The organism is Arthrobacter sp. LT660 (assembly GCF_056172845.1).
Genome location: NZ_CM149651.1, coordinates 1,326,352 through 1,350,349 on the forward strand (window position 1 = coordinate 1,326,352; position 23,998 = coordinate 1,350,349).

General features: G+C 68.4%; 18 protein-coding genes. 10 read left to right on the forward strand and 8 right to left on the reverse strand.

Going from position 1 to position 23,998, the window contains the following annotated elements:
- The first annotated feature begins 94 nt into the window (after window positions 1-94).
- On the forward strand, window positions 95-1,441 hold the full coding sequence (locus tag AC0QSG_RS06050) for a phosphotransferase (RefSeq protein WP_475376969.1): 1,347 nt from the start codon (window positions 95-97) through the stop codon (window positions 1,439-1,441).
- Here the strand turns inward: AC0QSG_RS06050 and AC0QSG_RS06055 are convergent.
- The 3 genes from AC0QSG_RS06055 to AC0QSG_RS06065 are packed head-to-tail and all read right to left on the reverse strand — an operon-like array spanning window position 1,407 to window position 8,493.
- On the reverse strand, window positions 1,407-4,841 hold the full coding sequence (locus AC0QSG_RS06055; protein ID WP_475376970.1) for an ATP-dependent helicase: 3,435 nt from the start codon (window positions 4,839-4,841) through the stop codon (window positions 1,407-1,409). The two genes, AC0QSG_RS06050 and AC0QSG_RS06055, sit on opposite strands and share 35 nt — an antisense overlap.
- Window positions 4,838-8,113 (reverse strand): ATP-dependent helicase, encoded by a 3,276-nt coding sequence (locus AC0QSG_RS06060; protein ID WP_475376971.1) that lies wholly within the window; start codon window positions 8,111-8,113, stop codon window positions 4,838-4,840. Before AC0QSG_RS06060 ends, AC0QSG_RS06055 begins: the two co-directional genes overlap by 4 nt.
- The gene (locus AC0QSG_RS06065; RefSeq protein ID WP_475376972.1) at window positions 8,113-8,493 is read right to left on the reverse strand and encodes an MGMT family protein; all 381 of its coding nucleotides are present in this window, start codon (window positions 8,491-8,493) and stop codon (window positions 8,113-8,115) included. Before AC0QSG_RS06065 ends, AC0QSG_RS06060 begins: the two co-directional genes overlap by 1 nt.
- A gap of 90 nt (window positions 8,494-8,583) precedes the next feature.
- Between AC0QSG_RS06065 and AC0QSG_RS06070 the strand changes: the two genes are divergently transcribed.
- The 9 genes from AC0QSG_RS06070 to AC0QSG_RS06110 all read left to right on the forward strand — a co-directional run bounded on the left by AC0QSG_RS06070 (window position 8,584) and on the right by AC0QSG_RS06110 (window position 18,551).
- The gene (locus AC0QSG_RS06070; protein ID WP_475376973.1) at window positions 8,584-9,291 is read left to right on the forward strand and encodes an exonuclease domain-containing protein; all 708 of its coding nucleotides are present in this window, start codon (window positions 8,584-8,586) and stop codon (window positions 9,289-9,291) included.
- A gap of 219 nt (window positions 9,292-9,510) precedes the next feature.
- A complete protein-coding gene (locus AC0QSG_RS06075; protein WP_475376974.1) occupies window positions 9,511-10,500 on the forward strand; it encodes a methionine ABC transporter ATP-binding protein in 990 nt (329 codons plus the stop codon).
- Between the two features lie 2 nt (window positions 10,501-10,502).
- Window positions 10,503-11,183 (forward strand): methionine ABC transporter permease, encoded by a 681-nt coding sequence (locus tag AC0QSG_RS06080; RefSeq protein WP_435726467.1) that lies wholly within the window; start codon window positions 10,503-10,505, stop codon window positions 11,181-11,183.
- A 115-nt stretch (window positions 11,184-11,298) separates the two neighbouring features.
- A complete protein-coding gene (locus AC0QSG_RS06085; protein ID WP_475376975.1) occupies window positions 11,299-12,144 on the forward strand; it encodes a MetQ/NlpA family ABC transporter substrate-binding protein in 846 nt (281 codons plus the stop codon).
- 288 nt (window positions 12,145-12,432) lie between these two features.
- Window positions 12,433-13,485: a LacI family DNA-binding transcriptional regulator gene (locus AC0QSG_RS06090; protein WP_475376976.1), complete on the forward strand. Its 1,053-nt coding sequence runs from the start codon at window positions 12,433-12,435 to the stop codon at window positions 13,483-13,485.
- 151 nt (window positions 13,486-13,636) lie between these two features.
- A complete protein-coding gene (locus AC0QSG_RS06095) occupies window positions 13,637-14,446 on the forward strand; it encodes an ABC transporter permease (RefSeq protein ID WP_475376977.1) in 810 nt (269 codons plus the stop codon).
- Window positions 14,447-14,457: 11 nt separating this feature from the next.
- Complete coding sequence (locus tag AC0QSG_RS06100) at window positions 14,458-15,429, forward strand: carbohydrate ABC transporter permease (RefSeq protein ID WP_475376978.1); 972 nt, start codon at window positions 14,458-14,460, stop codon at window positions 15,427-15,429.
- Between the two features lie 44 nt (window positions 15,430-15,473).
- Window positions 15,474-17,084 carry a type 2 periplasmic-binding domain-containing protein gene (locus AC0QSG_RS06105; protein WP_475376979.1) on the forward strand — a complete coding sequence of 537 codons (1,611 nt, stop codon included), beginning with the start codon at window positions 15,474-15,476 and terminating at the stop codon, window positions 17,082-17,084.
- Window positions 17,085-17,138: 54 nt separating this feature from the next.
- Entirely contained in the window at window positions 17,139-18,551 is a 1,413-nt protein-coding gene (locus AC0QSG_RS06110; RefSeq protein ID WP_475377281.1) for a glycoside hydrolase family 32 protein, read from the forward strand.
- Between the two features lie 9 nt (window positions 18,552-18,560).
- Here the strand turns inward: AC0QSG_RS06110 and hemL are convergent, their stop codons facing one another.
- From hemL to AC0QSG_RS06135, 5 genes are read right to left on the reverse strand one after another with little or no spacing between them, the layout of a single operon-like run.
- Window positions 18,561-19,871 (reverse strand): glutamate-1-semialdehyde 2,1-aminomutase, encoded by a 1,311-nt coding sequence (gene hemL, locus AC0QSG_RS06115; RefSeq protein WP_475376980.1) that lies wholly within the window; start codon window positions 19,869-19,871, stop codon window positions 18,561-18,563.
- Window positions 19,872-19,874: 3 nt separating this feature from the next.
- Window positions 19,875-20,858 carry a porphobilinogen synthase gene (gene hemB, locus AC0QSG_RS06120; protein WP_475376981.1) on the reverse strand — a complete coding sequence of 328 codons (984 nt, stop codon included), beginning with the start codon at window positions 20,856-20,858 and terminating at the stop codon, window positions 19,875-19,877.
- On the reverse strand, window positions 20,855-21,829 hold the full coding sequence (locus AC0QSG_RS06125) for a uroporphyrinogen-III synthase (RefSeq protein WP_475376982.1): 975 nt from the start codon (window positions 21,827-21,829) through the stop codon (window positions 20,855-20,857). Before AC0QSG_RS06125 ends, hemB begins: the two co-directional genes overlap by 4 nt.
- A 2-nt stretch (window positions 21,830-21,831) precedes the next feature.
- A complete protein-coding gene (gene hemC / locus AC0QSG_RS06130; RefSeq protein ID WP_475376983.1) occupies window positions 21,832-22,803 on the reverse strand; it encodes a hydroxymethylbilane synthase in 972 nt (323 codons plus the stop codon).
- On the reverse strand, window positions 22,800-23,957 hold the full coding sequence (locus tag AC0QSG_RS06135; RefSeq protein ID WP_475377282.1) for a ferrochelatase: 1,158 nt from the start codon (window positions 23,955-23,957) through the stop codon (window positions 22,800-22,802). The genes hemC and AC0QSG_RS06135 overlap by 4 nt, the downstream gene beginning before the upstream one ends.
- Between the last annotated feature and the right edge of the window lie 41 nt (window positions 23,958-23,998).

The following is a 23,998-nucleotide window of genomic DNA, read 5'->3' on the forward strand; positions in this document are numbered from 1 at the left end:
CACCGGTCCGCATCCTGTGGAACGATGCTCCTTCCCGCGACTCGCCGCCGTTCCACGGCACCGCTCGGCCGCTCCTGCGCATACGGTGGGAGACGTGAAACGCTCTCCCATGGAACTTGCCGCCATCGCGACCGCCGCCGTCCCGGGGCTGACGCCGGTTGGCGTCGCCGCCGTGGCGGATGATGCGCACGATTTCGACTCGGCCGTCATCGTCGACGCCCAGCAGAACCGTTGGCGGGTGCGCTCCCCGCGCCACGACGAGGCGAGCATGCGGTTGGAGACCGAACTCACGGCGTTGCGGTCCTTCACCCCGGGCATCCGGGCGGAGTTGCCGTTCCGCCTGCCGTCCGTCGCGGGCACGGTCCGCCAAGGGGCACTCAGGACATTCGTCTACAACCATCTTCCCGGTTCTGCCCTGTCCCTCGAGGACCTGATAGCCGCCGGCGGCCGAACCGCGGAGGACATCGGCCGCGCCCTCGCCGCCATCCACGGATTGCCGGAGGAAGTCGTGGACCGCGCCGACCTCCCCATCTACACGGCGAACGAATTCCGCCAACGCCGGCTCAACGAGCTGGACCAGGCGGCGACGACCGGGCGCATCCCGGCGCGTCTGCTGCGCCGATGGGAACACGCCTTGGAAGACGTCGCCCTGTGGCGCTTCAACCCAACTGTCGTCCATGGCGACCTCCACGAGGAGAACCTGCTTCTGGAGGACGGCAAAGTCACTACGGTGACCGGCTGGACCGACCTGCGGATCGGGGATCCGGCCGACGATTTGGCATGGCTGGCCGCCGCCCACGAACAGTCGTTCGCGGATGCGGTGCTCGAGGCCTATGTGGCCGTGCGGGGGGAGCGCGCCGACCCGCATCTGATGCGCCGCGCCGCTCTGGCGGCCGAATTCGCGCTCGCACAGTGGCTTGCCAAGGGCATTGCGAGCGAGGACCCCGAGCGCATCGTCGAGGCGGAGGAGATGCTGCGCGAACTGGATGAGGACGTGGCCGAATACGGCGGACAGCCCATCAGCATCGTCGAGCCGCCCCGGGCCGATGCTGCTTCGCCCGCGGAAGTCGACGGAAACGCCGATGCCGATGCCGCCGGCGCAGGTACCGATGAAGGGCACGCCGCAGACGGCTCGGACCCCGCCGTCAACGCGGATGCCGTGGACGACCTGGACGACCTGGACGACCTGGACGACGCCGTGATTATCTCGCGCCCGGAGCGCACGGTGAGTCCCCGCGTCGGCAACGTGCCGCCGACCCCTAACGTCGCACCCGTTTCCGTTCCCGACGCCGATCCCACTGCTGAAGCGGATGCAACCACCGAATCCGAAACCACCGAGGCAACCGAGGCAACCGACACCAAGGACCTGTCCGCCTCGGAGATCCCCACGTCGGCCATCCCCGTGATCATCGTGGATCAGAGGGAGGCGGACCGGCAGTAGTCCCCAACGCGTCGGAAATCAGTCGCACCAGTGCGGCTTCGTCGGCGAGGTCGTGTGGACGAACAGTCCGCCCCTCCCCGACGTAGTAGAAGGCAGCTTGGACCTGTTCGACGTCGATGTTCTGCAACCGAGCCCACCCGAGTCGGTACACAGCCAGCTGCAGGGATTTGATCGCTATTTCACGGCCGGAGGGCACCCGCCCGGTCTTCCAGTCGACGAGCGTCCAGAGCGTGGTCCCATCGGACCGCCGCTCGCTGAACACCGCGTCGATCCTGCCGCGCACCGTCACCGGTCCCACGGGCGTCTCCAACGGCACCTCCACGAAGGCCGGTTGCCGCTCGGCCCATTCGGAGGCGAGGAAAGCCGCCTTCATGTCGTCGAGTCCGTACATGTCCTCGACGTACGCGTCCGCCGAACCCGGGAATTCCCCGAGGTCCAGCATGCCGGTGGTCCCGTAGTGCTCCTCGACCCAGGCGTGGAACGCCGTGCCCTTGCGGGCTGCGATACCGGGCCGGCGGGGCACGGGACGGCGCATTTGGCGGAGCACGGCATCCGTATCGGTGGCGATTTCCACGAACAGCGACGCCCGCACGTGCCGCGGAACGGCGGCATTGTTCGGCTGCTCCAACCCACCCTCGTGGACGGCTAGTAGCAGGGAGGCCTCGTCGGCCCAAGCCCGGCCCACGTCTGTTTGGATCGCCTGCTGCGCGTCAATGGCCGCCGATTCTCCGGAGTCGCCGGCCGAGAGCTCGTCCATGGCTGAGCGGACGGCCGCGGCCGCGGCCTCCATCGCCCGCCGACGGCCCGCACGCACCGGCTCCTCCACGGAGCCGCGGATCCTTATGGGGCCTTCGAGCGGATCGTAGGGCCATACCGCCTGCACCGGTTCCTCGCGGAACGGGTTCTCAGCCGGCGCGTCGTCGTCCCCGACCCAGTGTCCACAAGAGGCCGACGGCGTCGGCCCGTCCGTCAAAGGCAGCAAGTCGTTGAAGAACATGGACGGCCGGGTGGGCCTGGAGCGCGTTCCGGTCCACACGGTCGCCGAACAGAGCAGGAGGTCACGGGCACGCGTCAGCGCAACGTACGCCAGCCGCCGCTCCTCGGCCTCGCCATGGCCGATCACCCGTGATCGGAACTCCTGCTCGGCTTCGAGTGCCTCGAACAGACTGGGCTGATCGGTGTCCCACTGCGGGAGGTCGTGCCGGTCCCCGCGCAGCGGCCAAGGCAACGCGCTGTCCCCCGATGTCCATCGGGAATCGCGCGCCGAGGGGAAGACGCCCTCGTTCAGTCCAGTTACCGCTACGACATCCCATTCGAGGCCCTTGGACGCGTGGATCGTCAGGAGTTGCACGGCCTCCTCCGTGGCCTCCTGCTGAACGACCTCCAGTCCGCCTTCCTTGGCCGCGGCGGCGTCGAGCCAGGCCAAGAATCCCGCGAGGTCGGTGCGCAATGCGGAGTCCGAATACCCGGCTGCGACATCGGCGAAGGCATCCAGGTGCCGCCGCGCCGCATGGATGCCGACGCCGGGCTTTGCGGCCACTTCGATATCCAGTTGGAGGGCGTGCTCGATCTCATGGAGCAGGGTGGGCAGATCGTCGTCCACAAAGGTCCGCAGATGCCGGATCTCGTGCTGTAGCCGGGTCAGGCGTTCATGGGCCGCATCGGTCAGCGATCGTCCGTCCTGGCTCGTCCAACCGGGTTGGGGCAGCCAGTCCAGCGCCTCCACGAGACTCGCCGCCTCCGACAGTTCCGCCCGCGCCTCGGCGCGGTTCGCGTCCCCGACTTCGTCGGGCGACTCCACGTCGAGCGGACGCCGGTTGCGGATGGCGGCCTCGCGGCGACGGGCGAGGAATCGGGACCAGTCGGCGAACGCCATCAGGTCGGCAGGTCCAATACGCCAGCGCGCCCCGGCCAGCAGCCGCACGAGCGCATCCGAACGCGAGGGGTCCACGAGAACGCGCAGGGTCGCGACCAGATCCGTGACCTCCGGCATCCCGAGGAGGCCTCCGAGTCCGACGATTTCGTACGGGATGCTCTGCTCCACCAGCGCATCCGCAATCCCGGCCAACTGTCCGCGTGTGCGGCAGAGCACCGCCATGGTGGGAGCGCGGCCGTGTGCGGAGCGGAAGTCGTGGTGTTCCGTGAGCAACCTTCTGGCAAGGTGCTTCGCCTCGTCCCCGCTCGTGGCGTGGCGGCGGAGCTCGACGCGACCGGGACCGGCGAACGGGCTGGCCACCAGCGGTGGGACCTCGATCCGCCCCGCGGCCCGGTTCGGGTCGGCCTTGTTCAGGGCGGCGGAGACTGCGTTCGCCGCCTGGAGGACGTTGACGGAGTTCCGCCAGGCGGTCGTCAGGAAGGCGACGTCCGACGGCTTCCGGGAGCCGTCGGCCAAGACCTCGGGGAATTCCTGCGGAAAACGAAAGAGTTGGCCGGCCGACGCGCCGCGGAACCCGTAGATCGATTGGTTCGGGTCTCCGACGGCGGTAATGGCGTGTCCGCCGCGGAAGAGATTGGCGAAGAGGACCATCTGTGCATGGGACGTGTCCTGGAATTCGTCGAGCAGCACCACCTTGTAGCGTTGGCGCTCCGCCTCTCCGGCGGCTGGCACGTTGCGTGCGATCCGCGCGGCCAGGGCAACGAGGTCCCCGTAGTCCAGCACGCCGCGCAGCTGTTTCGCCTCGGCGTACCGGGCTGCCAGCTCTGCGACCGTCGCGCGGGTCCGCAACTTGTTGAGAAGCTCGGTTCCCTTCTGGGATCTCGCGGCCTGTTTCCCCTCGCGATACGGAAGGGTCTCCAACTGCGCGATGAGGCCGTCCAAGTGCCCGCGGGCGTCGGCACGCTCCACCAGGTGTTCGGCGCATTCCCCGGCGAACGTCACCACGGCGTCGATGAGCGTGGATTTCGAGGCAATGAGGTGACCGTGGGTGCCGTTGTACTCCTCTACGACCGTCGCCGCCAGTTGCCAGGCCTGCGCTCCACCGAGCAGCGTTGTGTCGCTCTCGACGCCGATGCGCAGTCCGTGGTCCTGAACGAGGGTGTTCGCATAGGAGTGGTAGGTCGAGACGGTTGGCTCCAACGGGGCCTCTCCCCGATCGTCCGACGACGGGACCAAGCCGCTCGCGGCCAGGGTGGCCAGCTGTTGCCGGATGCGCTGGGCCAGCTCACCGGCGGCCTTGCGTGTGAAGGTGACCCCGAGAATCTCATCGGCGGCTACCAGCCCGTTGGCCACCAGCCAGACGACGCGGTCTGCCATCGTGGCCGTTTTGCCCGATCCCGCGCCGGCGATAACCAGCATCGGCGCCAGGGGGGAACTGATGATCCGGGACTGTTCAGGCGTCGGCTGGTGCTGGCCGAGCAGATCGGCCAGCTCTTCCGGCGTGTGGGCGATGGGGTTGCTCACGGTTCGGTGACCTGCCTTCCTTCGGTGCATAGCGGGCAAACGCCGGGAAGCCTGCACGAGCCGGCCCTCCCCTTTCCCGGGTCGTGCCGGGCCAGAAAGTCGGCGGCCCCCATCAGCCCGGCGGCCTCGAGGACCATGGGCGTCGCCCAGTCCTCCGTCCCGACCGGTGGCTGCGCCTGCTCGCGTGGCGACTTCGTCGCGGTGCCCAGCTGCACCAGGGCCGCCCCCGAGGGACGCGACGGCAGTTTGTCTCCGAGCGCCCCGGCGAGCACGGCCGCCTGGTAGCTGCCCAACTGGGCGTTGCGGTCCACGTCCTTGGCGGCGGGTTGGGACTTCCCGGTCTTCAGGTCCACGACATAGGGTCGTCCGGATTCGTCCACCTCCAGGCGGTCGATCACCCCCCGCAGCCTTGCGGTACGGCCATCGGCCGTCACTTCGACGTCGAAGTCAACCTCGCGCCCCACCAGGCGGCGGCCACCCTGACGCATCAGCAACCCGTACTGCGCGAGTTTGCGCAGCATCGCTTCGGCGCGCTCCCTATCGCGGGATGTTTCCCAGTTCTCGGGAAGGTCCAGTTCCGGCCAGCGGCGGTCGAGCTCTTCCCGGTACTGGTCCCCGGTGGCGTCGGGGTGGTCTTCGGCGATGGCATGCACCAGCGTGCCCAAGCTTCGTGCGAAGTCCGTGGCCGCCTCGCCCCCCGCCGCCTGCACAAACCAGTTCAGGGGCGACTCAAGGGCCGTTTCCACCCGAGAGGGTGATACGCGGACCGCGTGGCCGGCGGGGGCAACGGGTGCGTCCGTCGTCGGGGGCAGCAAACCCCACCAGGATTCCGGGGCCGCACCACGTACGGCCCGTTCGCTGGTCGCCAGCCGTGCCAGGACGGCGGCGGCGTCGGCCTGCTCGGCCGGGTTGCGGCCGCCGTCCTCGGCTCGCTGCCGCAGCATGGCCACTAGTGCGGCCAGCGTCCGGGGCCGGGGCACCTGGGTCAAGGGCCGCGGACGCTCCCGGTCCTCCCAGGGCAGCACCAGGTCCAGGAACCCGGACGGCTGGTGGTCCTCGGATTCGACGGCGATGCAGACCAGGGAATCCCTGGCCCGGGAGCATGCCGCGGCAAAAGTGCGCAATTCGTCGGCCCGCACGGCCCGCAACCTCGACGCCGCATCGCGTTCCGCGAGGGCGCGCGTGCCATGTTCGACGACGTCGCCGAGGGCGCCGCTGCCGAGCAGCTCGCCGCGGAGCCGCGTGTTTGGCCAGATGCCCTCCTGCAGGCCGGGGACGACGACCAGGTCCCATTCCCTCCCTACGGCCGCGGCTGGCGTGAGGACCTCCACAGCGGGACCCGTTCCACCGCGGCCGGCCAGGGAATCCATCGGCAGCTCCTGACCGAGGACGTGGTCCACGAACTGGCCGACGGTCGAGCCCGGCAGCTGGTCCACAAAGCGTTCCGCCGCCTGGAACAGCGCCAACACGGCATCCAGGTCCGCGTCGGCGCGCGCCCCCGCTGATCCCCCCGCCAGCGCGGCCTCGCTCCATTTCGCCGCCATGCCGGAGCTGTCCCACAACGCCCACAACGCGGTCTCCGCGTTGGCCTCCGGCCGCGAAACCTCGGCGCGGGCGGCCGTCAGCATGCCGCCAAGCCGCCGGGCGCCGCGACCCTCGCGGCCGAGCGTGCCGAGCAGCGGCAGATCCTGGAACATTCCGGTCAGCAGTTCGCTGCTGCCGCGTGTGCCTCCGGACAGCCGTTCCTCGCGTCGCAGCGCCTGACGCAGCCGGCGGACGTCGAGGGCGTTCGATTGCCCATACCGCGAGGTCAGGAGGGTTTCGATCTCCGCGGCGCCGGGCAGTTCCGGCGTGCCCGGATCCCCCGGCCCGGCTTCGCCGTCCGCATCGGGGTTCTCTTCACTGCATGCCTCCAACGCGAGGGCCAACCGAAGCAGGTCGAGCAGGGGACGCACGGCCGGCTCGTCGCGCAGCGCGACGTCCGCCGCGGGCACGGACACGGCGATTCCCTGGTGTGCCAGGTGCCGGGCCACCGTCCGCACCTGGCCTCCGTTGCGCACGACGACGGCCATGTCCTGAAGGGGACGGCCATCCATGAGGTGCTCCTCGAGGATCCGCTGTGCGACGAGCCGGAGCTCGTGGATGGGAGATTCGACCAGTTGCACTTCCACGTTGCCTGCACGGGCGGTTCCGTTGACATCCTCCGGGCCGTCGAGGCGCCTTCCGGCGGCGCCGGCCGCGACCGGTACGCGGCGCGCGATGCGCTCCCACGAACGGGCGACCGCGGGCGCCATCCGGAAAGACCGCGTCAGTTCGATCACCACGGCGGGCCGCTCGGCCGATCCGTAGAGGGAATCGAACCTCGACAGGAGGTCCGGGCGCGCACCGCGGAAACCCTGTACAGCGTTGTCGGGCGCCGCGAAGGCGAGAAGGTCCGAACCCGAGCACAACGCGGAGAGCAACCGGTGTTGGGCCGGGTTGGCCTCCTGAAGGTCATCCACCGCCACGAGCCCCAGCCTCTTGCGTTCGTCCGCCAGCAGGCCGGGGTTGGCGTAAAGGAGGTCCGCGGCCGCGGTGATCAGTCCGGCCGGATCGAACGCCTCGGCGCTGCCCAAGTCCAGCAGGTCCCGGTATTCCTGATACAGGGATGCGGCGGCCGTCCATTCCGGCTTGCCGCAGGTCCGACCGAGGTCCTGGAGGTCGCCGGCCTCCAGCCCGTGTTCGGAGAGCCGGTCGAAAAGTTCGCGGATCTCTTGGCGGAAGCCCCGGGTGGCCACGGCCTCGCCCAACGACTCCGGCCAAGCCGGGCCATGCGTCAGCCCCGTCTCGTGGCCGGCCAGCAACTGGCCGATGAGCGTGTCCTGTTCGGGCCCCGACAACAGCCGGGGCGGCCGTTCGACGTGCGGGAGGTAGCCCTGCAGCCGCGCACGCCGGATGAGGTCGAACGCGTAGGCCGCCCAGGTCCTGACGGCCGGTTCGGAAAATGTCCGGTCCGTGCGAGCCGCGAGCCCGCTGCGAAGGCCGGCCGCCGCCGCACGGGAGGGGGCCACCACCAAAAGCGCCTCCGGGGGGAGCCCGTCCCGCAGGCGACAAGCAATGGCGTCGAGCAGCGCGGTCGTCTTGCCGGTTCCGGGCGCCCCCAGGATGAGCACGGTTCCGTGCCCGGACCGCAGGTCCTCGATGCGCGCCTGCTGCTCGCTGGGCACCAATTCCGATCCCGAGGGACGGACGACGTCGGATGCCGGGGCTTGTTGTTGGGTCACCCGGAACATTAGATCAGGGGGTCCCGACACTTTGGTTCCGGCGCACGCAGGCGTCCGGCCAACGTGTCGATGGCCTCGAAGTCCGATTCGGAGGGACGCCATCGGGCCTCCCCCATCGCCACGCGTCCGCCGCGTCTGGGTGTGCCCTCCTCGGCCCACCGGGCCTCCGCCTCCACGGCCAGTCCTTGCGGCAGGGTCCCGTCGGCGCGGACCACCCTCCACCAGGGGACTGGCCCCGGTCCGTGCTCCGCGCCGCGGGACATCGCGGATCCCACCTGCCGCGGTCCGCCCGCTCCGAGAAGCTCGGCGACATCCCCGTAACTGACGACGCTCCCGCGCGCGACCAGGCAGGCCAGTTCGAGGACCGCCTCGACATAGTCGTTCTGCATCTCCCCAGCCTAGGGTGCGCCGCGGATCACTTATCCACACGCCGTCCGGCATGCGCCAACCCGTCGGGGCCCGACGGTAGCGTGGTGAGCATGAGTAACTGGCATGAACTTCCCCGGGCCGCGTTCGATCTAGAAACCACGGGCCGCGACCCGCTTCAGGCGCGCATCGTCACTGCGTCCGTCGTGGTTGTGAACGGACGCCAGGAGATCGTCAACCACCGCGAGTGGCTCGTCGACCCCGGGGTGCCGATTCCCGAGGAAGCCTCGGCGATCCACGGTGTGACCACGGACCGTGCCGCCGCCGAGGGCATGGACGCGGCGCAGGCGACCGTCGAGATCGCCGCGCACCTGCGCGACCTCTTCCAGACCATGCCCGTTCTTGCCTTCAACGCCAGCTACGACTTCACCGTCCTGGCCCGCGAGTGCGCCCGCCATGGCGTGGAGCCGGTCGAGCCCGGTCCCGTCGTCGATCCGTTCGTCATCGACAAACACGTCGACAAGTACCGGCGCGGCAAGCGGACGCTGACCGCGGTGTGCGAGTTCTATGGCATTCCACTGCGCAACGCCCACACGTCTGTCGCCGACGCCGCCGCAACGGTCGCCGTTGCGCACGCCCAGGCGCTGAAGTACCCGCAGCTCCAGATGGATCCGACGGAGCTCCATGACGCACAGGTTGGTTGGGCCGCTCATCAGGCCGCCAGCCTCCAGGAGTACTTCCGCCGCAAGGATCCCGACGCCGAGGTCGACGGGTCCTGGCCACTGCGCAAGGTGGCCGCCCCGGTAGCGACTGTGTCCTAGAACACTGGGTAGCGCCGCAACATTCGACTCCCCGCGGCACTCACGTCACAGGCTGTCGTTCGGCGCATCCCCCTAAAATGCGGGGTGGCGTTCGACGAATTTGTTCGTTCAGGCCTATTTCGTCGACGATACTGGAATGTGACGCAGTTTAGGGACCGTTTATTCGGCGGTGGTTGAATATGGGGTAAGGTTTTTCGCCCCCAGCTCTAGAGGTTTCACTTGATCACAGTCACCGACCTGCGCAAGGTGTACCGCCAAGGGGATCGGGACGTCGTCGCCCTCGATGGCGTCACGCTCAGCGTCCCCAAGGGCTCGGTCCACGGCATCATCGGCCACTCCGGCGCCGGCAAATCCACGCTCGTCCGGTGTCTGACGCTGCTGGACCGTCCCACGTCAGGCTCGGTGGCCATCGACGGCAAGGAACTCTCCAACGTCGGCGACAGCGACCTGCGATCGGCCCGACGCCGGATCGGAATGGTCTTCCAGCACGCCAACCTTATGGACTCGCGGACGACGGCCCAGAACGTCGCCTTCCCGCTGGAGCTTGTGGGAACGCCGCGCAAGCGGGTGGAGGAGCGTGTCGCCGAACTCCTGAAGCTCGTGGGCCTGGACAAGTTCGCCGATGCGTACCCGTCGCAGCTCTCCGGGGGCCAGAAACAGCGCGTGGGCATCGCCCGCGCGCTGGCAACGGATCCGGACGTGCTCCTGTGCGACGAGCCGACGTCCGCGCTGGACCCCCGCACCACGGACGAGATCCTCGATCTCATCAAGGCGGTCCGCGACCGCCTCCAACTTACGGTCCTGATCATCACGCACGAGATGCACGTGGTGAAGCGGGCGTGTGACTCCGTCTCGCTCCTGGAGACCGGGCGCATCGTGGAGCACGGCAACCTGACCGAGGTCGTCTCCCGGCTGGACGGCCGCCTCTCGGAGGCGCTCCTGCCGCTACCGGGCGAAATCCCCGAGGACCTCCCGGCGGGCACGGTCCTCGAACTTCTCTACTCCGGCGACCAGGCCGTGGAACCGGTCATCTCCGGAATCGCCCGACGGTTCGACACAGACGTGAACGTCCTGGCCGGTTCGGTCGAATCGCTCGGCGGGGCCCAGTTCGCCCACCTGCGGATCCACCTTCCGGCCGGAAGCGACATCGCCGCCATCACCGACCACCTCAAAACCAGCGGCATCGCCGTGTCCTCGAAGGAGGCCTAGACGTGGATTTCTTCAGCGAACTCTCCACCAACCCGGCCATCACCCGGGCCATCCCCGAGGCCACCCTCGAGACCCTGCAGATGGTGGGCATCTCCGGATTCTTCACCGTCCTGATCGGATTGCCGCTCGGAATCGTCCTGCACGCGACCTCCCAGGGCGGCCTGACTCCGATCCGTTGGCTGAGCTTCTTCCTGTCCGGCATCGTCGTGAACATCACCCGCTCGATCCCGTTTGCCATCCTGATGCTCTCGCTGATCCCGCTTTCGGTACTCATCACCGGCAGCTCCCTGGGGCCCATCTCCGCTTCCGTTCCGCTGACCATCGGGACCATCCCGTTCTTTGCCCGGCTCGTCGAGACTTCGCTGCGCGACGTCAACACCGGCAAGGTCGATGCCTCCCTGGTCATGGGATCGACGAAGCTGCAAGTGGTCCGCAAGGTGCTGGTACCCGAGGCCATGCCCGGGCTGGTCGCGTCCCTCACCACCACGCTCGTCACGCTCGTTGGCTACTCGGCCATGGCGGGTCTCGTCGGCGGCGACGGGCTCGGGCGACTGGCGTACAACTACGGATTCCAGCGCTTCGAGTACGCGGTCATGATCGTCATCCTCGTGGTGATGGTCGTCCTGGTGCAGCTCATCCAGATCGTCGGCGACCTGATCGCCCGGCGCGTCGACCACCGCTGACCGACACCCACATTCTTCCCCGCCCCGGGCGGCGGAACGCAGCCGGTAGCCGCCAGCTGCGAACACCTCCGGAGCCGTTTCGGCGGCCCGGCCCACAAGATAAGGAACGCAGACCATGCGTACGAAAATCGCACTTGCCCTCACCGGCACTGCCACGTTGTTCGCCCTCGCGGCCTGCGGTGGCGGCAGCAGCACCACGCCCAGCGCAGACGCGACCCTGGATCCGGCGAACCCGACCGTCATCAAGGTCGGCGCCAGCCCCGTTCCCCACGCCCGGGTGCTCGAGTTTATCGACGAGAACCTGGCGGAGGAAGCTGGCATCGACCTGGAAATCCAGGAGATCGACGACTTCCAGACCCCGAACACCGCGCTGGACGAGGGCAGCCTTGACGCCAACTACTACCAGCACCTCCCCTGGTTCGAGGATCAGGTCGAGACCAAGGGATACGAGTTCGAGCACGGCGAAGGTGTCCACATCGAGCCGTTCGCCGCGTTCTCGGACAAGTACGACGACGCCGCAAAGGTCCCGGAAGGCGCCAAGGTCGTTTTGACCAACGACCCGGCTAACCAGCTGCGCGCCCTGAAGGTGCTCGAGGCCGCGGGCCTGCTGTCCGGCATCGAAGACGATTCGGCGGTCCTGACGCTATCCGACGAGCAGAACCCCAAGAGGCTCAAGTTCTCCGAGGTTCCGCCGGAGCAGGCCGTCCAGGTCTTCAAGCAGGACCCGTCGTTCGACATCGCCATGATCAACGGCAACTTCATCCTGCAGGCAGGCCTGAAGAGCGCCGACGCCCTGGCCGTCGAGTCCGTCGAGGAGAACCCGTACGCCAACTTCCTCGCCTGGCGCGCAGGCGAGGAGACCGCGGCAATCACCAAGCTGGACGAGCTGCTCCACAGCGAGGAGGTCGCCGGCTACATCGAGGAGACGTGGCCGGACGGCGATGTCATCCCCGCGTTCTAGGACGCGCCCGCCGGCGTAGCCCACTAGCTATCGCGTGCTAAGAGCAGAGGGGTGTTGGCTTCCGGCCAACGCCCCTCTTCCGCATCCGGCACCGGCATGGCCCTCACATCGACCGCCCCCTGTACGGGCAAACCCGCCGATGCGGGGCCAAGGCGACGGACGCACCCCTTCTCGCTTGTGATGGTTGACACATTCTCGAACGGGCTTTATTGTCTATCTAGTTATACGAATAACCAGCGCTCCCCCCAAATCCCCCACCGCCTCGCCTGCACTCGAAAGGAACAATCCGTGGTCGCCAAAAAGCAGTTGCCGACGATGTGGCAAGTCGCCGAGCGGGCGGGCGTGTCCCAGGCGACGGTGTCCCTCGTCCTGAACAAGGCCGGCGGCGGTCGGGTCGCCCAAGCCACCCAGGAACGGGTCCACAAGGCAGTGGACGAACTCGGATACCGAACGAATGCCTTCGCAAAGTCCCTGAGGAGCGGGGAATCCGGGATGATCGGTTTCATCTCCGATGAGGTCGCCAGTGCGCCGTTCTCGGGCGGCCTGCTCAAGGGGGCGCAGATGCGTGCCTGGGAGTCGGAAAACGTCATCCTCAGCGTCGAGACGTTCGGCTCCCTGGAACTAGAGACGGCAGCGATCGAGATGATGCAGTCATACCGGGTGCGCGGGGTCATTTACGCGACCATGTATCACCGCCATGTCGAGGTTCCGGCCGCGCTCTCCGGGATCCCAGTCGTCGTCCTGAACGCCTTCGACATCGACGGAACGCACAGCAGCGTCTTCCCCGACGAGCGCCACGGCGGGTTCCGTGCGACATCCCACCTGATCGAATCCGGACACCAGCGCATCGGCATGATCAACATCCAGCAGCCGGACAGCAACCTGCCCGCAGGTATCGGCCGGCTTGCGGGATACCGGGCCGCCTTGGCCGAAGCCGGCATTGCCTTCGACGCTTCGCTGGTGCGCCCCGGATACGGAACGGTCGAGGATGGCTTGGAGCACGGCGCGGCCCTCGTTGGCCTCGACGACCCGCCGACCGCGATCTTCTGCGGAAACGACCGCACCGCCTGGGGTGCCTACCGTGCACTCGAAGCTCGTGGACTGCGCATCCCCGACGACTGTTCGATCGTCGGCTTCGACAACCAAGAGACGACGGCTCCGCACCTCGATCCAGGCCTGACCACCGTCGAGCTGCCGTTCGAGGACATGGCGCGACACGCCATCGACCTCCTCTTGTCCCCTGCGGACACCACGAAACAGATCCCCGTCCACGGCAGACTGGTCGAGCGCTCCTCGGTCGCTGCCCCCGCCCAACGCACCGCAAAGGCCCCCCATGAATAGGCCACAGACCGTTGACACTGCCCTCAAACAGGCTGGCCAAACACCCCGCAGGCGCACCACGTCGCCCCTGAACAGGGCCCTTCGCTCTTGGCAGTTATACGTATTACTACTGCCGGCGGCGATCTATGTACTCGTCTTCAAGTACTGGCCTATGTACGGCGCGCAGATCGCGTTCCGCAATTACAACCCTGCCGACGGCTTTGCCGGCAGTCAGTGGGTCGGGCTCGACCACTTCATCCGGTTCGTGGGTTCTTTCCAGTTCGAACGGCTGATCGCGAACACCCTGAGCGTCAACGCGTTGGGCCTGCTCATCGCTTTTCCGGTCCCGATCGTCCTGGCCCTCATCGTCAATCAGTTGCAGAGCGAACGGTTCAAGAAGTTCACGCAGACCGTCCTGTACGCACCCTCGTTCATATCGGTCGTCGTGATCGTCGGCATGATCCACCTCCTCTTCTCGCCCCGTTCCGGAATCGTGAACAACGCGATCGAGCTGTTCAACGGCCAACCGGTGTTCTTCATGGGCATGCCCGAGTGGTTCAGGCCGCTCTACATCGGTTCCGACATTTGGCAGAACGCCGGGTTCTCGATGATCGTCTACCTGGCCGCGCTCACGGCGATCGACCCCGCGCTCCACGAGGCCGCGCGAGTTGACGGGGCCAACAAGTGGCAACGGATCTGGCATATCGACATCCCCGGCATCCTGCCCGTCGTGACAATCCTCTTCATCCTGGCCATCGGCAACCTATTCAACCTCGGGTTCGAAAAGGTCCTGCTCATGCAGACGGACCTGAACCTCCAGACATCGGAGGTCATCCAGACCTACGTCTACAAGGCCGGGCTCCAACAGGCGCAGTTCAGTTACTCCGCCGCCATCGGCCTCTTCAATTCACTGATCAACCTGTTGCTGTTGCTGATCTTCAACTGGATCGCGCGCCGCGCCAACCAGTCGAGCCTGTGGTGAGAGAGGAAGCCATGACCGAAACAATTCCCCGTTCCCCCGCCGCTCCGGCCGACCCGAAGCAGCCCCAGGAACGACGCCGGACAAGCCGCGCACGTGGCACCGTGGGCCGCTGGTCCGATCCGGTATTCAACTTCTTCTCCATCGGCCTGCTCGTGACCGCGATCGTTGCCATCATCTACCCGATGTACTTCATCGTCATCGCGTCGGTGAGCGAACCTTCCGAGATCCTCAACGGCAATGTCTGGCTGGTGCCGCGGGGCTTCACGCTCGAGGGCTACCTGCGGATCATCTCCGACGACAGCATCCTGCGCGGCTTCGCCAACTCCGTCCTCTACACCGTGGTCGGAACCGTCGTCAGCGTCGCTATGATCCTGTGCGCGGCGTACGCGCTCTCCAGGAAAGACCTGTACGGCCGGACTCCGCTGCTGCTGATGTTCATCATCACCATGTTCATCGACGGCGGCCTGATCGCCCGTTATCTGGTGGTCCGCGACCTCGGGATGCTGGACACCATGTGGGCCGTGGTCCTTCCCGGAGCGGTGGGAGTCTGGAACCTGATCATTGCCCGCGCCTTCTTTGAGAACAACGTCCCGGGCGAACTGCGTGACGCCGCCCAGATGGACGGAGCGAGCGACTTCCGGTTCTTCTTCAGCGTCGTCCTGCCGCTGTCCAAGCCGCTCATTTTCCTGATGATCATGATCCACCTGGTCGCGAATTGGAATGCGTTCTTCGACGCCCTGATCTTCCTGGACAGCGAAGAGAAATACCCGCTCCAGCTCGTGCTGCGCAACGTCCTCATCCAGTCGGAGGTCTCCTCGGCCGGCGGGGCCGGAGCGCTGGACTCATATGCCGCGGCGCAACGGCTCGGCGAATTGATCAAGTACGGCATGATCGTCGTTTCCACGCTCCCGCTGCTGATCATCCTGCCCTTCATGCAGAAGCACTTCACCAAGGGCGCCATGCTCGGCGCCGTCAAAAGCTAACAGCCCCCCTACGCCCCCACCACCACCGAACAAAGGAAGCACCCATGCGCTCACATCGGCACCTGACCCTCACCGCCCTGACGCTCGCGACTGGTCTCGCGCTCACCGCCTGCGGATCCGGCGGCGGGACATCCGTAGAAGACAGCTCGGAGAAATACGGTTTCAACGCCGAGGGCCTGCCCATCGTCGACGAAACCCTGAGTCTGACGTTCGGCGGCACCAAATCCGCGCTCTCCCCCGACTACTCCGAAATGGAGCTTGTCCAGCAGTGGGAAAAAGACACCAACATCGCCATTGATTGGGAAAACCTCACCGATCAGGTCTACGCGGAGAAGAAGAACCTGATGCTGGCGAGCGATGCCCTGCCGGACGTCCTCTTCAACACCGGTCTCACGGATGCCGAGGTCGTGACCAACGGCAGCAACGGGACCCTGCTGCCATTGGAGGAACTCATCGCCGAACACGCGCCCACGCTTTCAGGCATCCTCGAGGAGCGACCCGACATCCGTGCGGCCATCACCGCCTCGGACGGCCACATCTACACCCTTCCGTCGGTCGAGGAATTGAGGATCCTCTCCCACCCCAACTTCCTCTACATCAATCGGGCCTGGCTCGACGAGCTGGGCCTGGACATGCCCAAGACCATCTCCGAGTACCGGGACGCGCTGCGCGCCTTCAAGGAAAAGGACCCCAACGGCAACGGCAAGGCCGATGAGATCCCCCTGTCGTTCCGCACGGATTCGTTCGCGGCCAACCCACACGATCTGGTGGCCGCCCTTGGTGGCCAGCCGGAAAACAACGACCACCGCATCGTTCGGGACGGCACCGTCGAATTCACGGCGAACACCGAAGGCTACAAGAAGGCCGTGGACGAACTCGGCGATTGGTACGCCGATGGCCTGATCGATCCGGAGTCCTTCTCGCAGGACGATGTCGCCTACCTTTCCAAGGGAAAGTCGAACACCCCGATCCTCGGTTCGTTCTTCTGGTGGGAGGCCAAGGAAATGGTGGGTGAGGACCGGCTCGGGGACTACGAGCTCGTGGGCGTCCTCGAAGGCGTCGACGGCGAACGGATGGCCAGCGTGTCCAACAACCAGGAGATCAGCCGCGGTGCCATGGCGATCACGCGCGCCAACGAGTACCCCGCCGCGACGATGCGCTGGGCGGACCGCCTCTTCGAACCGGCAATGTCCGCCCAGGCGAACTGGGGTCCGATTGGAGTCACCCTCAAGGAGGACGCGGACGGCGTTCTGGTCCAAATACCCGCTGCGGCCGGAGAATCCGAGGGCGAACGCCGCCAGCGTGTGGCCCCCGGAGGCCCGAAGATCACCACGGCGGAGGACTTCGAGACCGTCGTTGCCCCGGAACCGCGAGCCAAGGAGCGGCAGGATCTGGTGAGGGACTTCTACGAGCCGCACCGCGCCAACGAGGCCTACCCGCCGGTGATGCTTTCCAACGAGGAACTGGACCAGGTTTCCTTCCCCCAGGCAGACATCAACACCCTCGTGCTGGAGAAGTTCGCCTCGTGGGTCGTCAAGGACACCGTGGAATCCGATTGGGATACCTACCTCCAGCAGCTCGACCAGCTCGGCATCGAAGGGATCACCGGCGTTTACCAGACGGCTTACGACCGCTTTGCAGCCGGTGGCGAATGACACCCGTTCCCCCGCAGCCTTCCCGCCTCGATTCAGGAGTAACTTTTGACTGACATGCGCCTCGCCGTCGGCAGGCCCCAGACCGCGCCGGACCAGTGGCGCCCCAGCGCCCATTTCAGCGCACGCGACACGTGGCTCAACGATCCGAACGGGCTCGTCCACCACGACGGTACGTACCATCTCTTCTTCCAGAACAACCCGCACGGCAACGTGTGGGGGAACATCTCCTGGGGCCATGCGACGTCCACGGATCTGGTGACGTGGACGGAACACGCGGTGGCCATCGAGAGCACGGAAGACGAGATGGTGTTCTCCGGCAGCGCGGTGGTGGACCACCGGAACACGGCGGGGTTCGCCCGCCCCGGCGAGACGGCCCTGGTGGCGGTCTACACCAGCGCCACGACGCAGCGGGACGGATCGATGCGGCAGGCCCAGGCGTTGGCGTTCAGCGTCGACGACGGCGCCACCTGGGCCAGGTATTCGGGAAACCCGGTGCTGGACATCGGATCCTCCGAGTTCCGCGACCCGAAGGTGTTCTGGTACGGAGGCGAGGCAGGCCATTGGGTCATGGTCGTCGTCGAGGCAACCGACCACCGAGTCGCCGTCTACACCTCTGCCGATCTGAAGACGTGGCTCAAGGCCTCGTCCTTCGGTCCGGCACACGCGACGGGCGGGGTCTGGGAATGCCCGGACCTCTTCCCGCTTCGCGTGGACGCGACCGGCGACACCCGGTGGGTACTGATCGTGAGCCTCAATCCCGGCTCCATTGCCGGTGGTTCGGGAACCCAGTACTTCGTCGGCGATTTCGACGGCCGGCGTTTCACGGCCGAACGACTCAGCGCCTCCGAGGACCTCGCGGACTACGACTGGCTGGACTACGGCCGCGACTACTACGCCGCCGTCTCGTTCTCCAACGCGCCGGACGGCCGTCGCCTGATGGTGGGATGGGCCAGCAACTGGGAATACGCGGCAGACACCCCGACGTACCCGTGGCGCTCGTCGATGTCCCTCGTGAGGGAACTCGGGCTCGTCCGGTCCGGCCGGGACGGCCACCGCCTGAAACAGCGGCCCGTCCTGCCCCCCGACGCCCGGCGACACCGCACGGGCGACGGTCCGGCGGCGCTCCCCGGAGTCCTCGTCTTCACGGCAAGCGCACCCCGTACCGGCCCCGGCTCGTCGACGTTCGTACTCGACGGCGGCGCGGACACCGGAGAGGAACTGCGCATCACGGTGGACGCGGCGGCGGGGCAGGTGCTGTGCGACCGCACCCGCGCCGGCGACACCTCCTTCCACCCGCGGTATGCCTCCGTCGACCGGGCGCCCCTGCCGGACGTGGACGGCGATGTGCAACTGGAGATCGTCGTCGACGCGAGCGTCGTGGAGGTCTACGTAGACGGAGGGCTGGTGACGTTCACCGAGCTGGTCTTCCCCTCGACGCCTTACGACAGGCTGTCGAAGGTCGTCTAAGTCGGCCCGCTAGTGTGCCGTGGCCCCCGCGGCGGCCCGCGCGGCGTCCGGCAGGGCCTCGAGGATCTGGCTCATCGCAGCGTCGTCGTGTGCCGAGGACAGGAACCACGCCTCGAAAACGCTCGGCGGCAGGTAGACGCCGGACTCCAGCATGGAATGGAAGAACGGCGCGTAGCGGAAGGCCTCCTGGGCCTGAGCCTGCGCGTAGTTGTGGACGCCGGTCGCCGAGGTCCCGAAGGCGATGGAGAACAGGTTCCCGGCCCGCTGGACCGAGTGGTCCACGCCCTCGGCCTCCAGGGCGGAGGAGACCGCGGAGGAAAGCTCGAGGCTGGCCGCGTCGATCTGCTCGTACACGGCGTGGGTCGCGTGGGTCAGCGTGGCGACGCCGGCGGCCATGGCGACCGGGTTCCCGGACAGGGTCCCCGCCTGGTACACCGGGCCGGTGGGGGCCAGGTGCTCCATGACTTCGGCGCGGCCGCCGAGCGCCGCGGTCGGCAGGCCGCCGCCGATGACCTTGCCGAACGTGAAGAGGTCCGGCGTCCAGCCCTCGTCACGGCCCGTGAGGCCCCAGTAGCCGGAGTAGCCCGTGCGGAATCCGGTCAGCACCTCGTCCAGGATCAGCAGGGCGCCGTGCGCCGCCGTCGTGCGGGAAAGGAACGCGTTGAAGCCGTCCGCCGGCGCGACCACCCCCATGTTCGCGGGCGCGGCCTCGGTGATGACCGCGGCGATCCGCTCGCCGTGCTCCGCGAAGGCCGCCTCGACGGCGGCGGGGTCGTTGTAGGGCAGGACCAGCGTCTCTGCGGCCGTGGCCGCCGTGACCCCGGCGGACCCGGGCAGCGCCAGCGTTGCCAAACCGGAACCGGCGGCCGCCAGCAGGCCGTCGAGGTGCCCGTGGTAGCAGCCGGCGAACTTGACGATCAGGTCCCGCCCCGTGAATCCGCGAGCCAGGCGAACGGCCGTCATGGTCGCCTCCGTGCCGGTGGAGACCATGCGGATGCGCTCCACGCCGGGGACGCGTTCCATGACGAGTTCGGCGAGCCGCCCTTCGTCGGGCGTCGAGGCCCCGAAGGAAAGCCCGTGGTCGACCGCGGCGTGCACGGCGGCGAGAACCTCGGGGTGGGCGTGCCCCAGCAGGGCCGGGCCCCACGAGCAGACCAGGTCCACATAGCGCCGTCCGTCCGCGTCCGTGAGGTGCGGTCCGTGCGCGTCCACCATGAAGCGCGGCGTCCCGCCGACGGAGCCGAAGGCGCGGACAGGCGAGTTCACTCCGCCCGGCATCAGGTGCCGTGCGCGGTCGAAGAGTTCCTCTGAGGAGGCCATGGTCTACTTTCCTTCTTTCAGCCAGCCCGCGAGTTCCGCGGCCCAGTAGGTCAAAACGGTGTCCGCGCCGGCCCGGCGGATGCCGAGGACGGATTCGGTGATGGCGGCGCGGCGGTCGATCCAGCCGTTCGCCGCGGCGGCCTCGATCATCGCGTACTCACCGGAGATCTGGTAGGCGGACACCGGCACGGGCGACATCGCCGCGACGTCGGCCAGGATGTCCAGGTAGCTCATGGCCGGCTTCACCATCACCATGTCCGCTCCCTCGGCCAGGTCCAGTTCCACCTCGATGATGGCCTCGCGCCGATTGGCGGCATCCATCTGGTAGGTCCGCCGGTCCCCCGTCAACTGCGAATCGACGGCCTCGCGGAACGGGCCGTAGAACGCGGAGGCGTACTTCGCGGCGTAGGCCAGGACGGCGGTGTCCTGGTGGCCGGCGGCATCGAGCGCCTGCCGGATGACGGCGACCTGGCCGTCCATCATCCCGGAGGGGCCCAAAACGTGCGCCCCCGCCTCGGCCTGCGCGACCGCCATCTCGGCGTAGATCTCCAGTGTCGCGTCGTTGTCCACCCGCCCGCGGACGTCGAGCACACCGCAGTGCCCGTGGTCGGTGAACTCGTCCAGGCAGACGTCGCCCATCACCACCAGCTCGTCGCCGACCTCGGCGCGCACGTCGCGGATGGCCCTGTTGAGCACGCCGTCGGGGTCCAGTCCCGCGCTGCCCGTGGCGTCGCGGGTTTCGGGGATGCCGAAGAGCATGATGCCGCCCAGCCCCAGCTCCACCGCTTCGGCGGCGGCGCGCTTGAGGGTTTCGGTGGTGTGCTGCACGACGCCGGGCATGGACGAGATCGGATTCGGATCGGCGATGCCCTCGCGGATGAACGCGGGCAGGATCAGCTGCCCGGCGGACAGGCTGGTCTCCGCGACGAGCCGGCGCAGCGCCGGGGTGGTGCGCAGGCGGCGCGGTCGGCGATGGGGAAAGCTCACATCGGCTCCTTCTTCGGTGGGATCGGGGCGGGCTGGGGAACGGGGGCGGGTGCGCAGTCCATCGCGGGCACGAAGCCGCGCAGGGCACCCTCCCAAGCGTCGCACAGTCCCACCGGAGTGGGCAGTTCGGCGGTGGCCGAGACCGGCAGGCCCAGCCGGTGCGCCTCGGCCGCGGTGCTGCGGCCGATCGCGACGACGGCGACCGATCCGTTCGGCGCGGGGACCAGTGTGCGGAACCGCCGCGCGATGCTGGGCGAGGTCAGGAACACCGCTCCGAGGCCGGATTCCGGGGCCCCGGACAACAGTTCGGCCAGCCGCCCGGGATCCAGAACAACGGCGGCCGGGCCGTCCGGCGGGGCGGCGGCATTCGGGGTCGCCGTGTCGCTTCCGACCGCTCCGTCGCGATCGGGCGCCGCCTCGTCCGCGAGCCGCCGGGTCGGATCGGCCGGCGCGTCGACCGTCCGGTAGGCCGTGACCGGTCGGGTTCGCCAACCGTGGGCCCCGAGGCCGTCGACCAGCGTCGGGGCGGCGATGTCCGCCTGCGGCAGATAGGCCACGCCGCCCGTCCCGGAGGGCCACGCCTCGAGAATGCCCTCGGCCGAATGGTCGGCGTCGGGCACGAGGTCCACGCGCAGACCGGCGTCCTCGGCGGCCCGGCGGGTCGCGTCGCCCACCACGGCGATCCGCGTGTGCGCCGGCACGGACAGCGACAGTCCCAGCGCCCGGCAACGGTGCAGCAGCGCTGCCACCGTGGTGCGGCTGGTCAACACCATCCACGTGAATTCCCCGCCCAGGAGCGCGCGGACCGAGTCGTCCAGGGCCACCGTGTCGGCTGGCAGTTCGAAGTCGATCAGCGGGCAGAGAACGGCCGATGCGCCGCGGGACCGCAGTTCCGCGACGATGCCGCCGGCCCGGCCGGGCGCGCGGAGCACCGCCGCGGTCCGGCCGGCGAGGACGCCGCCGCCGACCATGCTCAGCCCAGGTCCGCGAGTTCGGCGGCGCCCAGGCCCAGGAGCTCGTCGGCGAGGTCGCGCCCGAGCGCCTCCGCGCCGTCGAGGCTGAGGTCCGCGGTGGACAGGGCGCGCCGCAGCATGCGGGAGCCGTCGGTGCTGCAGACGGCCGCCTCCAGCACCAGCGCCTCCCCGTCGAGGTGCGCCAGCGCGCCGATCGGGGCGCTGCAGCCGGCCTCGAGCCGCGCCAACAGTCCGCGCTCGGCGGTGACGCCCAGCCGCGACGTCGCGTGGTCGATCCCGGCGAGCGCGTCCGCGAGGTTTCCGTCGACGACGGTTTCGGGCCGGCACTCGACGGCGAGCGCGCCCTGTCCCGGCGCCGGCAGCATGATCGAGGGATCCATGAACTCGGTGACGTGGCCCTCCAGGCCCAGGCGCCGCAGTCCGGCGGCGGCGAGCACGACGGCGTCGAGGTCGCCGTGCCTGCCGTGCCCCACGCCGCCGTCGTTCGCCGGGGCCGGCGACCCGGCGATCCTGCCGAGGCGCGTGCCGACGTTCCCGCGGATGTCGACGACCACCAGGTCCGGGCGTGCCCCGCGCAGTTGCGCGGCCCGCCGCGGGGACCCGGTGCCGATGCTGGAGCCTTCGGGCAGCTCCGCGAGCGTGAGCCCGTCGCGCGCGCAGAGGGCGTCGCGCACGTCGACGCGTTCGGGGATGGCGGCGATGACCAGTCCCTCCGGCTGCTTGCTGGGCAGGTCCTTGAGGGAGTGGATGGCGACGTCGCACTCCCCGTTGAGGAGCGCCATGCGCAGTGCGGCGGCGAAGACCCCGGTGCCACCCAGTTGGGACAGCGGCCCGGCGGTCACGTCGCCCTCCGTCTTGATGCGCACGATCTTGTAGTCCGGGGCGCCGGCGGCGGCGAGGTGCTCCGCGACCGTCGTCGTTTGGGTCACGGCAAGCGCGCTTCCGCGGGTGCCCACCACGAATCCGGTCACGGGCGCGGCACCCCCACCTCGGAGTCGACGGCCGCGATGGTCGGCTTCACCGTTCCGTCCCGCATGGTCTTGGAACAGCAGTTCGGCCGGCAGACGTCGTACCACGGGCCCAGTTCGGCCTCCGACGCCCGGCCGTCGAGCAGCGCCTTGCCGTTGGTGCCGAGGAGGCGCTCCGAGACCATGTCCACGATGCCCTCGACGTACTTGCGGTGGGTGCCTGGGGTAGGCACGCGGTGGAAGACCAGGCCGAGCTCGGCGCAGGTTTCCTTGGCCTCCGTGTCCAGGTCCCACAGGACCTCCATGTGGTCGCTGACGAACCCGATCGGGACCACCAGCACCCCGCGGGTGCCCGCGGCGGCGTATTCGGACAAGGCGTCGTTGATGTCCGGCTCGAGCCACGGCACGTGCGGCCCCCCGGAGCGCGACTGGAACACCAGCGACGTCTCCAGGCCGGCGGACTCCGGAACGCGGTCCAGGATGGCGCGCCCCACGGCCAGGTGCTGGGCCGAGTAGACGTCCGTTTCCAGCGCTGCGGCCACGTCGCGCGGGCCGGCCGCCTCGGCGTCGGACGTCGGGATGGAGTGGGTGACGAAGACGATGCGCACCCCGGCGCCGTCCTCCCCCGCCTGAGCGAGGCCGGCGCGCACGTCGGCCAGGCCGGCCGCGACGCCTTCGACGAACGGCTCGACAAAGCCCGGGTGGTCGAAGTACTGGCGGACCTTGTCCACCTCCATCCGACCCTCGAGGCCGGTCTCGCGCAGGGCGACGCCGAGGTCCTCGCGGTACTGCCGGCAGCTGGAATAGGACGAGTAGGCGCTGGTGCTGAACATGAGCACCCGCTGGTGGCCGGCGTCGTGCATCTCGCGGAGCGTGTCCGGGATGTACGGCGCCCAGTTGCGGTTGCCCCAGTAGACGGGCAGGGCGATCCCGCGGGCCTCGAACTCCGCCTCGATGGCCGCCTTCAGTGCGCGGTTCTGCGCGTTGATGGGGCTGATGCCGCCGTTGGCGCGGTAGTGGGTGGCCACCTCCTCCAAGCGCTCGTCCGGGATGCCCCGCCCGCGGGTGACGTTGCGCAGGAACGGAATCACATCGTCCTGGCCCTCGGGGCCGCCGAACGAGGCGAGCAGGACGGCGTCGTACGGCTTGGGGGCCATGCGCCCGTCTGCGTCGTATCCCTCGCGGGGATCGAAGATCA

What these genes read in the sequence shown, in the direction of transcription:
- AC0QSG_RS06060 (WP_475376971.1), bottom strand. Translation starts at nt 8,113, where the DNA reads ATGTTCCGGGTGACCCAACAACAAGCCCCGGCATCCGACGTCGTCCGT.
- AC0QSG_RS06065 (WP_475376972.1), bottom strand. Translation starts at nt 8,493, where the DNA reads ATGCAGAACGACTATGTCGAGGCGGTCCTCGAACTGGCCTGCCTGGTC.
- AC0QSG_RS06070 (WP_475376973.1), top strand. Translation starts at nt 8,584, where the DNA reads ATGAGTAACTGGCATGAACTTCCCCGGGCCGCGTTCGATCTAGAAACC.
- AC0QSG_RS06085 (WP_475376975.1), top strand. Translation starts at nt 11,299, where the DNA reads ATGCGTACGAAAATCGCACTTGCCCTCACCGGCACTGCCACGTTGTTC.
- AC0QSG_RS06095 (WP_475376977.1), top strand. Translation starts at nt 13,637, where the DNA reads ATGTACGGCGCGCAGATCGCGTTCCGCAATTACAACCCTGCCGACGGC.
- AC0QSG_RS06100 (WP_475376978.1), top strand. Translation starts at nt 14,458, where the DNA reads ATGACCGAAACAATTCCCCGTTCCCCCGCCGCTCCGGCCGACCCGAAG.
- AC0QSG_RS06105 (WP_475376979.1), top strand. Translation starts at nt 15,474, where the DNA reads ATGCGCTCACATCGGCACCTGACCCTCACCGCCCTGACGCTCGCGACT.
- AC0QSG_RS06110 (WP_475377281.1), top strand. Translation starts at nt 17,139, where the DNA reads ATGCGCCTCGCCGTCGGCAGGCCCCAGACCGCGCCGGACCAGTGGCGC.
- hemL (WP_475376980.1), bottom strand. Translation starts at nt 19,871, where the DNA reads ATGGCCTCCTCAGAGGAACTCTTCGACCGCGCACGGCACCTGATGCCG.
- AC0QSG_RS06125 (WP_475376982.1), bottom strand. Translation starts at nt 21,829, where the DNA reads ATGGTCGGCGGCGGCGTCCTCGCCGGCCGGACCGCGGCGGTGCTCCGC.
- AC0QSG_RS06135 (WP_475377282.1), bottom strand. Translation starts at nt 23,957, where the DNA reads ATGGCCCCCAAGCCGTACGACGCCGTCCTGCTCGCCTCGTTCGGCGGC.